Origin of the sequence: Undibacterium sp. GrIS 1.2 (assembly GCF_040544435.1) — a bacterium.
Lineage (GTDB): Bacteria > Pseudomonadota > Gammaproteobacteria > Burkholderiales > Burkholderiaceae_D > Undibacterium.
In genome coordinates this window covers 1-12,240 of sequence record NZ_JBEONP010000077.1, presented here as the reverse complement: position 1 = coordinate 12,240, position 12,240 = coordinate 1, and the positions used below count along the sequence as shown (strand labels likewise).

Here is a 12,240-nt window from a genome sequence, read left to right as displayed (position 1 = left end):
AACACCGCAGGAGCCAACAGCAGTCCCCAGATAGCACCCCAGAATGCGCCATTGCCACCCCAAGTTTTTACCCGGTCGCCTAAGGTATAAAACCCTAGAGGATGTTCTTCGGAGTGATAGCCCTTACCTATCAAGGATAAATTTTTCATATCAAAGCCAGCTTTGCTGAGTGTCTGTATGGCTTCCTCTGCTTCAATGTGGCTATTAAAAATATGCACTGGTGAATCTTTGGTTTCCATGGTGTTACTCCGTAACGTAATTAATATTTCGATTTAATATTTCGATGATGGGACAGGCGGACATCGTCAGGCGCAATACAATGCAGTTCAATGTCCGTTATTTAGCAATACGGCTCACTTTTACAAAATCAATATCGAATCGTTGTATGATCCACGACGTTTTTTACACCAGGTGTTCCCCAAGCCGAATGCATGACCAGATCGCGCTCTAGCCAGCTATGCACGGTTCCCGCCAAAGTCACTTCTGCGCCGTTGACGCTGACTGAAACATTCTTTGCGTCGTTATGAGCACGCCGTTTCAAGGCTGCTTCGATATCTGATTTCACCGCATCCAAGGAGACTTTTGGTTTGATGATAATTTGATCGCTGAGGCCAGTCACACCCATCAGATTGCGCACGGCATCAGTGACTGCTTGCCGTTGATATTCCCAGTCAACTTCGCCCGTTAAGGTGATGAAGCCAGCCTCGACAGTTACGTTCACTGCCTTGGTTGGCACATAGGTCAGCCATTCAAGTGCATTTTTTGCGGTACGCGCTATGTCGCCATCGGTTCTTTGGCTGGTTCCTGGTAACCGGACATCCATTTCGATTGCCAGCGCCTTTACACCATAAACCCGCTGTGCTGCTCGCTCTGCATCCCACTTTTCTGCAAAGCTGCTGACATGACCTGCTAGTGTGACCACGCCGTCAGATACTTCAACGCCGATATGGGAGGAATCGACAGAAGGTTCCCATTCCAACTCAGCGAGAACGTCTTTTTGAATTTGTGTATCGGTATTCATTTTTAACTTTCGTTTAGGTTAAAGAACAGTCAGCTTGTGCTAAACGAAAATCTTAATCTGTGCGGTGTGCCGCTTACGCCAAATGAATGTTGGCATGGTAGCCAAGTCGTTCAATTACTTCTTCTACTTGCGATGCAGTAACGCATGTCGGATCAGTAGATACGATGGCTTGCCCATCGCGTAAAGAAAGTTCTGTATCGCTGACCCCATCCATGCCTTCCAACGCGCGGTAGATATGACCTAAACAGGCACCGCTGGTCATGCCCTGAATATCAAAAATCATCGTTTCCATTGCTATTCTCCATCATTAAAAAGAACCAAGTTTAGAAAAAATCGTCGATGTCTCATGGAGAATTTCTTTTTTTGAATTCTCTATTTATGCTTGTATGAAGGCAGGCTAGGCGAGCAGAGTAAGACCTGTCTGTGCGCTATCTAACCGATAGGCAATAGTTGAACCGAGATTTTCCATTAGGCCATTAGACCGCTACCCCTTCGGAAAAAACGCAGACGACACGGGGTATTCAGAGAGATAGCACTAACGCGATTTGAGTGGAAGCGCTACAGCGGCAATTACAGCTTTGGCGAACTGCCTGACGTTGTGGTCCTTCCTGACAAGAGGCAGCTTGTGTCGTCGTTGCGTCTAGTCAGTTAGTCCGCAAAAGGCACACTTGTCGCTGTTCCAAAGGAAAATCTGGGTTGAACTGCGATTTCTATTCGGCGAACCAGAGGTGCTATATGAGAGCGCGATCAATATCCTTATGAAGATTTTTTTACCAAAGAGTCAAGCAGCCCAAAACGCCGCTGTGCAGACGCTTTAAAAGCGGCTGCAGTTTGTGGCTTTACAAAAAAAGTCACGACCTCTGGATGGCTGGCGCGGATTTGGGTTTCAATATCAACGACCAGAGTTTCAATCTGTGATGTTTTAAGGTCATCAGCAAATTCGATACTCATCGCTGCCAGTATTTGATCTGGCGCAAGCTGCACAGTCAATACACCATTGGTTTTTACTGAGGGAGAAAGTTGATTCGCAATACTCAGCATCGAGTCACTTAGCTGGCGGTCGGCACGTTCTCCGATCAGCAGACTCTTACTTTCGCGGGCGAGTAATCCTGCAGTACCTGCGAGTATTAGTCCTATCAGAACAGAAGCAATCCCGTCTGATGCCAGCATACCCAAATTACTTGCCAGGTAAGTAGAAAATGCAGCAATCACGATCCCGATCAACGCCACGCTGTCTTCAAATAAAACGATAAAAGAGGCAGGATCTTTGCTATGACGAAATGCTTCGTAATAACCCAATGTGCCCTTGGACGCTTTAAACTGTTTTAGTGAGATTAACCAGGAAGTACCGTCAAATACAAACGCTAGCCCCAATACAACATAACTGACGATGGGGTCATTGATTGCTTGAGGCGCTAGCAGATGTAAAATGCCTTCGTATATCGAGACGCCAGCACCGAGCGCAAATACCAGCAGCGCAACAATAAAACTCCAAAAATATAACTCGCGGCCATAGCCAATGGGGTGCTCCGCATCGGCCTGTCGTTCGGCGCGACGTATGCCATACAGCAGCAATAATTCATTGCCAGTATCCACAAATGAATGTACTGCCTCGCTCCACATAGCTGCACTACCAGTCCAGGTAGCGGCGCTGGCTTTGGTAATGGCAACTAAAATATTCCCGATCAGTGCGGCGTAGATGACCTGCTTTGAAGATGCATTCGTTGCCATGTCAGTTCATTTTCATCATCTTAGGACTACGTAAAAGCGTAAAGCTATTTGCAGCAGTTCACGTATAGCGATTAGGCGGGTTGGAAAACGTCAAGACCTCTCATCAGAGAGGCGCAGAGGAAGAATAAATAGTGAGACAATCTGAAGAAGACCGAAAATATGCCTTTCTCTTTTTTGTCCCTTTGTCTTTCCGTGTCTCCGTGTCTCGGTATCCACATGATGAGCGATTTTAGTTTTTGCGCCACTCCCATTTATTTGATGACACTCCTTGGTACCCCAAAATTCAGCAATTGCAATAGATCACTGCTGTGTTTGAGACTTATTGCATGCCTCCAAATACAGAGCCCACAGCATAGGTTAAACCCATGGCTAAAGCGCTCCAGAAACTTACCCGCACAGATCCTTGTACGACATTAGCACCACCAACATAAGCAGCAAGCCCACCAAGAACTGCCAGAAAACCTATAGAAGTCGCTGCCACGAGCCAACTCAAATAGGGGTTAGGTGTCAGAACCGATACCAATAAGGGCAGCAATGCACCAATCGTAAAACTACCGGCAGAGGCAAAGGCTGCCTGCAATGGACGGGCGCTCAGAGTTTCAGAAATACCTAATTCATCTCTGGCATGGGCATTCAGCGCATTATTTTTCATGAGATCGACAGCGACCTGTCGCGCTAATGAGGTGTCTAGACCTCGGTTAACATAGATCTCAGTCAATTCTTTTAACTCACCCTCGGGATCTGTTTTTAATTCTCGTTTTTCGGTCTCCAGCGCCGCATTTTCTGTATCCGCCTGGGACTGGACAGAAACATATTCTCCGGTCGCCATGGACATCGCGCCAGCCACCAGACCTGCCACGCCTGCAACCAAAATACTAGTATGGCTAGCGTTAGAGGCTGCAACACCTAAAATTAAACTCGAGGTAGAAACGATGCCGTCGTTCGCACCGAGCACAGCAGCTCTCAGCCAGCCGATATGTTCAAGTTTATGTTGCTCAGGATGTTTTCTTCTCATGATCTCATTTACCGTATTTGTGTTTCGTACTCATTTTTTTACTTCTATTTCCATGACGTAAGATAGTTTCTGATTAGGAGTTATGCAAAATTGTTCCAGCAAGGCGTAGCGACGACGACAGTGCTTTAGTGCGGCTAGTCGCTGCAACCTAGCTGGGGCGATTTTGCGCAAGTCCTACTAATACTTTTCTTGATTCATACGTCAACAACTTTATACGAGTATGTCGCAAGAAATAATTTATTTAGTCGCTATTTTTAGCCTGTATCAATTACGTCATCCGACTAACTGATTCTGTTTGCCACCTCATATTGGCTAAGCGAACTACCGCACAGACGACTTGATCTTGTCAGGCTCAATATGAGCTAACTACAACGCCTGCATGAGAGTTCGCCATGACATCAATAACATCCATAACATCGATAACACCCGCAACATTTAGTGAGGTGAACACATCTACCAACACAATTACGACTGCAAGTCCAAGTAATCAAGCCGGGATAAATGCAAAACCAGTATGGTTTGTTACTGGTTGCTCCACAGGCTTTGGCAGGGAATTAGCGCAACATCTGATCGGTCTGGGCTATAACGTTATTGTCACCTCGCGTAATACAGATGACTTAAAGGATTTGGCACACCATAAAAATGTGCTGATATTGACCTTAGATGTGACCGACCAGCAGCAAATTAACCAGGCGATTAAAGCCGCAGAAGACAAGTTTGGTTGTATTGATGTGCTGGTCAACAATGCTGGAATAGGCTACTTCGCAGCGGTTGAAGAAAGCGAGGAAGAAGAGATCAGGAAGATGTTTGAAGTCAATGTCTTTGGTGTAAGCAATATGATCCGTGCGGTGTTGCCAGGAATGCGGCAACGACAATCGGGTTTTATCGTCAATATCTCTTCAATTGGCGGTATTTGTGCTTTTCCAGCAGTGGGTTATTACAACGCGACCAAATTTGCAGTAGAGGGTTTGTCCGGCGCACTGTGTCAAGAAGTGGAGCCTTTAGGTATCAAAGTCATGCTAGTCGAACCCAGTGGTTTCCGGACTGATTGGGCCGGGCGATCAGCCAACGAAAGTAAGCTACAAATTGAAGATTATGCCTCCACTGCAGGTGTCTGGCGTAGTCAGGTAAGAGCGATCTCCGGCAAACAGCCTGGCGATCCTGTTCGCGCCGCGCATGCGATTGTCCTGGCGGTGGAATCACCCAAACCACCGCATCATCTGTTACTTGGCGTTGCTGCATTTGAAGGCGCGATGGCTAAACTCACCGACTTGCGTAAAGATTTTTTAGCATGGGAAGACGTTACACGCGCTGCTGATTTTCCTAAAAATCAATCCAAAAATATGACCTGACATTGTTTTGATCAAATCGAACAACTAACTTTGCTATGTTTTTTTTCGATAACTCAGCAGACCAGATTGATTAATGGAGAAATAAAATGACCTATACAAGCATGATGGTTAACGTTGAATTAGGACGTTCAAATAAGGGACTTTTGACAACCGCTACCGGTCTTGCCAATCGATTTAATGCTCACTTGATCGGTATTGGTGTTTGCAAGCCTATGCAATTTGCCTATGGAGATGGCTATATTTCGGGCGATCTGATCAGACAAGATCAGGATGAAATTACCGAAGAAATCCATGAGGCGGAAACAGAGTTTCACGCTGTTGTAAAAGAGAGTATGGCAGAGAGTTTGCAGATATTCGAATGGCGTTCTGCGATTACTTTGACGCAATTATCAGACTATGTTGCACAACAGGCGCGATGCGCAGATCTGATTATTACCTGCGCTAAATCTGGCTCCATATTTGATGATGCTCGGGTAATGAATATTGGCGATCTTGTTATGCAGACCGGCAGACCTGTTCTGATCATTCCACCAGATATGGCAAGTCTGGACCTTAACTGTGTCGTCATCGGCTGGAATGATTCACGCGAGTCCAGGCGAGCCATTATCGATGCTTTACCTTTGCTCAGGCAAGCAACTAAGGTTGTGGTAGTTGAGATATCTAAGGACGATAATTTATCGGATGCCCATGCACATTTAGATGATGTCGTCGCTTGGCTGCACCGGCACGATATTAAGGCAGAATCTCTTGCATCTTTTTCGGTCAACGATGACACCAACCAATTGCTAGCAATCATCCAAGACTATAGAGCCAACATGATTGTGGTAGGTGCGTTTGGCCATAGTCGCTTTCGGGAATGGGTATTTGGCGGCGTAACCCATGATCTGTTACTGCGCGCTGATTGCTGTACTTTTGTGTCACATTAATTCCGGGTATTTTTCTCGACGCAGACAGTTCAATCTCCGGTTTCAACTTTGATTTTTATGAAGGGTTGGATGCTTTTATGTGTCCAAATATCTAAGCATTCAAACGCAAAGAATTTAAAATTTGGGAAGTCAAATGGAAGAGCTAAAATCAAATCCCCTTAATCGTTGCCTGACAAAGGCAGATTTACAATTTTCATATTCGGTCGATCTGAGTGGCGATATTAGTGATACCCATGCTGAAAATCAGTTTGAACAAGGCAATACCGTTCTTGATAGAGACGATGGAGACCAGGTTTTATATTTTGTGAATGAATTTGCTAAACAGCATCCCGATCTGGGGGAAGAAAAAGTGGTAGCGCTACGTACCGAACGTATTCTTAAAACTATTATTCCCGACGATATCAGCAGCTGTAAGGACATGACCAGCTGGCTAGTCAATAGCTGGCATCGTTATTCTTCTATTTGATTATATTTTCTAAGCGAGCTTACCAAGCAAGCTCAATAAGAAAATTCACTGAAAATAGTGACTAAGCATGCCGTCAGATATCAACTCTATTCTTTGATCTGGATCAACAAAATCGGAGAATCAATGGGTATGTTGGATGACGAACAGACGAAATAAGTCTCAAAAGTCTACAAGTAGTACGTCACCAAAATACGACGAAAAAATCCGGCAGGTGTTACGCCCGTTTTGATTTTCCTTCTCACCTAAATTGATAGAAAAGAAAAAAATGAAACTCCGAAAAAATAAAATCCTCATCGCCATTGCAAGCACGCAATTGCTAGCAATCATCCAAGACTATAGAGCCAACATGATTGTGGTAGGTGCGTTTGGCCATAGTCGCTTTCGGGAATGGGTATTTGGCGGCGTAACCCATGATCTGTTACTGCGCGCTGATTGCTGTACTTTTGTGTCACATTAATTCCGGGTATTTTTCTCGACGCAGACAGTTCAATCTCCGGTTTCAACTTTGATTTTTATGAAGGGTTGGATGCTTTTATGTGTCCAAATATCTAAGCATTCAAACGCAAAGAATTTAAAATTTGGGAAGTCAAATGGAAGAGCTAAAATCAAATCCCCTTAATCGTTGCCTGACAAAGGCAGATTTACAATTTTCATATTCGGTCGATCTGAGTGGCGATATTAGTGATACCCATGCTGAAAATCAGTTTGAACAAGGCAATACCGTTCTTGATAGAGACGATGGAGACCAGGTTTTATATTTTGTGAATGAATTTGCTAAACAGCATCCCGATCTGGGGGAAGAAAAAGTGGTAGCGCTACGTACCGAACGTATTCTTAAAACTATTATTCCCGACGATATCAGCAGCTGTAAGGACATGACCAGCTGGCTAGTCAATAGCTGGCATCGTTATTCTTCTATTTGATTATATTTTCTAAGCGAGCTTACCAAGCAAGCTCAATAAGAAAATTCACTGAAAATAGTGACTAAGCATGCCGTCAGATATCAACTCTATTCTTTGATCTGGATCAACAAAATCGGAGAATCAATGGGTATGTTGGATGACGAACAGACGAAATAAGTCTCAAAAGTCTACAAGTAGTACGTCACCAAAATACGACGAAAAAATCCGGCAGGTGTTACGCCCGTTTTGATTTTCCTTCTCACCTAAATTGATAGAAAAGAAAAAAATGAAACTCCGAAAAAATAAAATCCTCATCGCCATTGCAAGCACGCTGGCGATCTCAAGCGTATTAATGTTCACAGGCACTGGCGTTGCTAGCGCACAAGTTGCTGGATCTACCACCATGATCGGTATGACGGTATCGGAAGTGCAGCAAGTTGCGACTGGTTGGAGTGCCAAAAAAAGTATTTTAGGCAAATCAGTTTATAACGAGACTGGAGAAAAAATCGGTAAGGTCGAGGATCTGATCATCACACCGGAGAAGAATGTGTCTTATCTGATTATTGCTGTAGGTGGGTTTATCGGACTTGGTCAGCATAATGTGAGCATCCCCTCACCGCAAATTATCGAACAGGACGGCAAATTAATTTTACCGGGTGCATCTAAAGAGGCGGTAAAGGCAATGCCTCCATTTAATTACGCTAGTGACACCGCAAAACGCGATCTGTTTTTAGCAAACGCTGAACAAGATCTGAGCAAAGCAAAAGCAAAAATCGCAGAGATTCAAAAAAAATCTGCAACCCTCTCGGGTGAAGCAAAAACTAAGCTTGATCAGCAATTACAGACTCTGCAGCAAGACGTTAAATTGGCTGAAGATAAGCTGACTGCAATGAAGCGTGCAGAGGCAAAAAAATGGAAAAATTTTGAGGCTGATGTCAATAAAGCGTTCGTTCGCATGAAGCATTCAATGGAAAGCATCATTACCTGATTTATCACGAACTCAGTGGTCGATGTGGTCTTGAGTTACGGTGTCAATGTCAATAACGTTTGCACCAGCGACACGATTTTCTCTTCTCAGTTAATAACAATAGGACTTATGCAAAATCGTCCAGGTAAGGCGTAGTGGCAAATCAGTATTTGGTGCCTTAGTTAGTACGAAAGGCAGCTACAAGGCAACTGGGGCGGTTTTTTATAAGTCCTGAACAAGTATCATCTAAAAGGACGACATATCATGAGCAAAATTATTGGCATTGATCTTGGAACAACCAATTCCTGCGTTGCAATTATGGAAAACGGGCAACCAAAAGTCATTGAAAACGCAGAAGGTGCACGTACCACCCCATCCATCATCGCCTATCAAGAAGACGGAGAAATTCTGGTCGGTGCCTCCGCAAAACGGCAGGCAGTGATTAATCCCAAAAATACGCTATTCGCGGTCAAGCGCTTGATCGGACGTAAATTTGATGAGAAAGAAGTCCAAAAAGATATAGGACTCATGCCATTCCAAATTATCAAAGCGGATAACGGCGACGCATGGATTAGCGTCAGAGATAAAAAGCTTGCACCACCGCAGATTTCAGCCGAGATATTGCGCAAGATGAAAAAGACAGCAGAAGATTATCTTGGGACAGAAGTGACCGAGGCAGTGATTACTGTACCGGCTTATTTTAATGACGCTCAGAGACAAGCGACTAAAGACGCCGGACGCATTGCTGGGCTAGATGTCAAGCGCATTATCAACGAACCGACTGCAGCTGCTCTGGCATTTGGTCTTGATAAAAAAGAGAAGGGTGATCGTAAAATTGCGGTCTATGACTTGGGCGGTGGTACGTTTGACGTATCGATTATAGAAATTGCAGAAGTCGATAACGAAAGACAATTTGAAGTAATGTCCACCAACGGCGATACCTTTTTAGGTGGCGAGGATTTTGATCAGCGCATTATTGATTTCATTATTGACGACTTCAACAAAATCAACGGTATTGATCTTAAAAAAGATCCGATTGCGTTACAAAGGATTAAAGCCTCTGCGGAGCGCGCAAAAATTGAATTATCTTCTGCCCAGCAGACAGAAATCAACGAGCCGTACATTGCCATGGCAAATGGTGCACCAGTGCATCTGACCATGAAAATAACCCGTGCCAAATTAGAATCTCTGGTAGAGGAATTAATCGAGGCCACCATTGCCCCTTGCAGAACGGCGATGAAGGATGCCGGTATCAGTGTGGCAGATATCGACGATATTATTTTAGTGGGTGGCATGACACGTATGCCAAAAGTACAGGAAAAAGTAAAAGAATTTTTTGGTAAAGAGCCACGCAAAGATATTAATCCTGATGAGGCGGTAGCGGTTGGCGCAGCAATTCAGGGTGCCGTATTGTCGGGTGATCAGAAAGATCTTTTACTGCTCGATGTCACGCCTTTATCGTTAGGGATAGAAACGCTGGGGGGCATGATGACGATGATGATACAAAAAAATACCACGATTCCGACTAAATTTAGCCAGGTATTTTCTACTGCAGATGACAATCAGAATGCGGTGACGATCAAAGTATTTCAGGGTGAGCGGGAAATCGCTGCCAAAAACAAAGCATTGGGGGAATTTAATCTGGAAGGCATTCCACCATCCTCGCGCGGCACGCCACAAATTGAAGTGAGCTTTGATATTGATGCCAACGGTATTTTGCATGTCGGTGCCAAAGACAAAGCGACCGGCAAAGAAAATCGAATTACGATCAAAGCCAATTCGGGTCTGACTGAAGCAGAAATCCAGAAAATGGTGAAAGACGCCGAAGTCAATGCAGAAGATGACAGGAAGCTAAAAGAATTAACAGAGTCCAGAAATCACGCAGATACTTTGATCCACAATACCAATAAATCGATGCTTGAATACGGTACAACATTGGATACTTCGGAAAAAGACGCTATTGAGAAACATATTGCGGAATTGGAGTTATCCTTAAAAAGCGCAGACAAGGCCGATATCGATAGCAAGATTTCTGCTTTATCCAGCTCAGCACAAAAGTTGGGAGATAAGATGCAAGCCAATGCGGCTGCAAAACAGTCTGCTCAGCATTCCGGCGCAGCAAGCAACGATTCTGCTTCCCACTCGTCTAAGCAGGAAGAACAGCAAGATGATGTAGTTGATGCGGAGTTTGAAGAGGTCAAAGAGCATAAATAAGTTGTCGTCACTTGTTCGGTCAGCGGTCGCTAAATGTTTGCTAAATGTTCGTTGCGCCTGAAGATGATCAGGCCCAGAGACCTTGATGTTGGAGGTCTCTGGCGCGTCTCGCTGTGACTCTGCACCGGTATCGTTGTTGATCAATGTCATCCTCGTATTAGTCACTCCCTAAAAGGTATCCGATTGAAAACCAAAAAAACACCTTTCCCGTTGCCAACGCATAAAGACGATAGCAATGTATTGACAGGGGAGAGTCATGCTGACAGCGCGCTAGATGAGGCGTTAAAAGAGAGTTTTCCTGCCAGCGATGCGATTGCAGTCGAGATATCGGTTCCGCCATCACTACCAAAGACAACAGTGCAGTCAAGCACGCCTAAGATCAAGAAAAAATAACCGCAAACTGGTGTGGGAAATGTATTGAGAGATATCCATTTTTGCCAAGAGAGTTTTATATACTCCCAACAAAAATTAATAAAAATGCCTTATTGTCGAATGATTATATGGACGATTAAAATATACTAATTAGGAGTATATTTTCATTTGCGTGTTGAACTTTACACTTGGTGTCAATAATAGTCGGGAGAGTTAAGCGTGTTATATAAAATTTTTAACACGTTTTTATATGTGCTTTTACGTCTTTTTTGACTTGATGTCTGGTTCGGTTTTCACGGCAATTTCTCGCTTATTTTTCAGCATCTTTTTTGATGTCACTACCTCTTCAACTCCACGTTCTCCGCGCAAATCGGTGTCTACTAAGCCGCGTTCTAGGTCAACAAATGCCTGCTTCATTTTTTTATCAGGTTTGATAACGGCGTTCGCTGATACCTCATCATGATCATGTGGTAACAAAAGATTAGTACCGTTATTGACATCTTTCTTGACGCTACTCTTGCTGGATTTTACTTTTATCGTCATGGTATGTTTATTAGATCCTATATCTGAATTAAGTTTGCATTGAGGCTTTGTTTAATTCGGGTGATTTAAGCGGATCAAAGTCCTGTCAATTGCCGTCTGTAATATTGCATTCGGCTCTTTCGATCTGATTGGCACCCAATTTTAGAAGTAGGGTAATTGCGGCGTTTTCTTTGTCCGCACTATTTACACTAACGGCGACCACCATGCCGGATTGTCGTATGTTAGATTTATTTTCTTCGCCTTCTTCTTTCTCGCCTTTCTCTTTGGTTTTGGATAATCCACCGATCAGAGAGCCAATATGCGCTCCGACTAGTGCACCCAGTACAGCACTGACAGGACCAGTTAAAGGAACGCCTGCGATGCCGACATCTGAGCCAACAGCACCGCCAGTCGCTGCGCCTTGCATGGCACCTTCGCCAGTTTCTTTGGCGCCAGGTGATACCTCCTGATCACCGCCGATGGGATATAAATTATGTTGTCCTGACGGGTTAACTTAGAAGGAACTTATTTGTTGTTCGGCAAAACCGGCATGTATTAATTGATTAATTGATTGATTGCATGCTCAACCTGCGCCTTCTGTTGCAATCGTCCCGCAATAATGTGTGTCATGGTATCTCTCTTGATGTTTGATTTAAATCGAGACCTTTGCATGACAGCCTTAATCAGAGCCGTTTCAGCAAAGGTTGAATTTTTAAAAAATAAAATGATGCTTTTTTAGTGATTTTGTCTTC

General features: G+C 44.1%; 14 protein-coding genes and 1 pseudogene. 8 read left to right on the top strand and 7 right to left on the bottom strand.

Annotated elements, in window-relative coordinates; translation table 11 throughout:
- The 5 genes and pseudogenes from AAKU61_RS20750 to AAKU61_RS20730 form a co-directional block, all read right to left on the bottom strand.
- Positions 1-239: pseudogene (locus AAKU61_RS20750) on the bottom strand (DUF1269 domain-containing protein); the annotation flags it as partial.
- Between the two features lie 128 nt (positions 240-367).
- The gene (locus tag AAKU61_RS20745; protein WP_322118477.1) at positions 368-1,021 is read right to left on the bottom strand and encodes a BON domain-containing protein; all 654 of its coding nucleotides are present in this window, start codon (positions 1,019-1,021) and stop codon (positions 368-370) included.
- 73 nt (positions 1,022-1,094) lie between these two features.
- Complete coding sequence (locus AAKU61_RS20740) at positions 1,095-1,313, bottom strand: heavy-metal-associated domain-containing protein (RefSeq protein WP_322118478.1); 219 nt, start codon at positions 1,311-1,313, stop codon at positions 1,095-1,097.
- A 464-nt stretch (positions 1,314-1,777) separates the two neighbouring features.
- Positions 1,778-2,752: a cation diffusion facilitator family transporter gene (locus AAKU61_RS20735; RefSeq protein ID WP_354335338.1), complete on the bottom strand. Its 975-nt coding sequence runs from the start codon at positions 2,750-2,752 to the stop codon at positions 1,778-1,780.
- Between the two features lie 319 nt (positions 2,753-3,071).
- Positions 3,072-3,767: a VIT1/CCC1 transporter family protein gene (locus AAKU61_RS20730; RefSeq protein WP_354335336.1), complete on the bottom strand. Its 696-nt coding sequence runs from the start codon at positions 3,765-3,767 to the stop codon at positions 3,072-3,074.
- A 392-nt stretch (positions 3,768-4,159) separates the two neighbouring features.
- Between AAKU61_RS20730 and AAKU61_RS20725 the strand changes: the two genes are divergently transcribed.
- The 8 genes from AAKU61_RS20725 (at position 4,160) to AAKU61_RS20690 (ending at position 10,987) form a co-directional block, all read left to right on the top strand.
- Positions 4,160-5,119 (top strand): oxidoreductase, encoded by a 960-nt coding sequence (locus AAKU61_RS20725; RefSeq protein WP_354335334.1) that lies wholly within the window; start codon positions 4,160-4,162, stop codon positions 5,117-5,119.
- An 86-nt stretch (positions 5,120-5,205) separates the two neighbouring features.
- On the top strand, positions 5,206-6,045 hold the full coding sequence (locus tag AAKU61_RS20720; protein ID WP_354335332.1) for a universal stress protein: 840 nt from the start codon (positions 5,206-5,208) through the stop codon (positions 6,043-6,045).
- A 133-nt stretch (positions 6,046-6,178) separates the two neighbouring features.
- A complete protein-coding gene (locus AAKU61_RS20715; RefSeq protein WP_354335329.1) occupies positions 6,179-6,511 on the top strand; it encodes a hypothetical protein in 333 nt (110 codons plus the stop codon).
- Between the two features lie 265 nt (positions 6,512-6,776).
- On the top strand, positions 6,777-6,968 hold the full coding sequence (locus AAKU61_RS20710) for a universal stress protein (protein ID WP_354335331.1): 192 nt from the start codon (positions 6,777-6,779) through the stop codon (positions 6,966-6,968).
- A gap of 133 nt (positions 6,969-7,101) precedes the next feature.
- Positions 7,102-7,434 (top strand): hypothetical protein, encoded by a 333-nt coding sequence (locus AAKU61_RS20705; RefSeq protein ID WP_354335329.1) that lies wholly within the window; start codon positions 7,102-7,104, stop codon positions 7,432-7,434.
- Positions 7,435-7,699: 265 nt separating this feature from the next.
- Positions 7,700-8,401 (top strand): PRC-barrel domain-containing protein, encoded by a 702-nt coding sequence (locus AAKU61_RS20700; protein WP_354335327.1) that lies wholly within the window; start codon positions 7,700-7,702, stop codon positions 8,399-8,401.
- Between the two features lie 243 nt (positions 8,402-8,644).
- Positions 8,645-10,594, top strand: a complete 1,950-nt coding sequence (gene dnaK / locus AAKU61_RS20695; protein ID WP_354335325.1) for a molecular chaperone DnaK — start codon at positions 8,645-8,647, stop codon at positions 10,592-10,594.
- 183 nt (positions 10,595-10,777) lie between these two features.
- Entirely contained in the window at positions 10,778-10,987 is a 210-nt protein-coding gene (locus tag AAKU61_RS20690; protein ID WP_354335323.1) for a hypothetical protein, read from the top strand.
- A 237-nt stretch (positions 10,988-11,224) separates the two neighbouring features.
- On the opposite strand, the gene AAKU61_RS20685 is transcribed toward AAKU61_RS20690, so the two are convergent.
- Positions 11,225-11,509 carry a hypothetical protein gene (locus tag AAKU61_RS20685; RefSeq protein WP_354335321.1) on the bottom strand — a complete coding sequence of 95 codons (285 nt, stop codon included), beginning with the start codon at positions 11,507-11,509 and terminating at the stop codon, positions 11,225-11,227.
- 85 nt (positions 11,510-11,594) lie between these two features.
- A complete protein-coding gene (locus AAKU61_RS20680) occupies positions 11,595-11,915 on the bottom strand; it encodes a hypothetical protein (RefSeq protein ID WP_354335319.1) in 321 nt (106 codons plus the stop codon).
- Between the last annotated feature and the right edge of the window lie 325 nt (positions 11,916-12,240).

What these genes read in the sequence shown, in the direction of transcription:
- AAKU61_RS20715 (WP_354335329.1), top strand. Translation starts at nt 6,179, where the DNA reads ATGGAAGAGCTAAAATCAAATCCCCTTAATCGTTGCCTGACAAAGGCA.
- dnaK (WP_354335325.1), top strand. Translation starts at nt 8,645, where the DNA reads ATGAGCAAAATTATTGGCATTGATCTTGGAACAACCAATTCCTGCGTT.
- AAKU61_RS20705 (WP_354335329.1), top strand. Translation starts at nt 7,102, where the DNA reads ATGGAAGAGCTAAAATCAAATCCCCTTAATCGTTGCCTGACAAAGGCA.
- AAKU61_RS20710 (WP_354335331.1), top strand. Translation starts at nt 6,777, where the DNA reads ATGAAACTCCGAAAAAATAAAATCCTCATCGCCATTGCAAGCACGCAA.
- AAKU61_RS20725 (WP_354335334.1), top strand. Translation starts at nt 4,160, where the DNA reads ATGACATCAATAACATCCATAACATCGATAACACCCGCAACATTTAGT.
- AAKU61_RS20735 (WP_354335338.1), bottom strand. Translation starts at nt 2,752, where the DNA reads ATGGCAACGAATGCATCTTCAAAGCAGGTCATCTACGCCGCACTGATC.
- AAKU61_RS20745 (WP_322118477.1), bottom strand. Translation starts at nt 1,021, where the DNA reads ATGAATACCGATACACAAATTCAAAAAGACGTTCTCGCTGAGTTGGAA.
- AAKU61_RS20685 (WP_354335321.1), bottom strand. Translation starts at nt 11,509, where the DNA reads ATGACGATAAAAGTAAAATCCAGCAAGAGTAGCGTCAAGAAAGATGTC.
- AAKU61_RS20740 (WP_322118478.1), bottom strand. Translation starts at nt 1,313, where the DNA reads ATGGAAACGATGATTTTTGATATTCAGGGCATGACCAGCGGTGCCTGT.
- AAKU61_RS20680 (WP_354335319.1), bottom strand. Translation starts at nt 11,915, where the DNA reads ATGCAAGGCGCAGCGACTGGCGGTGCTGTTGGCTCAGATGTCGGCATC.
- AAKU61_RS20700 (WP_354335327.1), top strand. Translation starts at nt 7,700, where the DNA reads ATGAAACTCCGAAAAAATAAAATCCTCATCGCCATTGCAAGCACGCTG.
- AAKU61_RS20730 (WP_354335336.1), bottom strand. Translation starts at nt 3,767, where the DNA reads ATGAGAAGAAAACATCCTGAGCAACATAAACTTGAACATATCGGCTGG.
- AAKU61_RS20720 (WP_354335332.1), top strand. Translation starts at nt 5,206, where the DNA reads ATGACCTATACAAGCATGATGGTTAACGTTGAATTAGGACGTTCAAAT.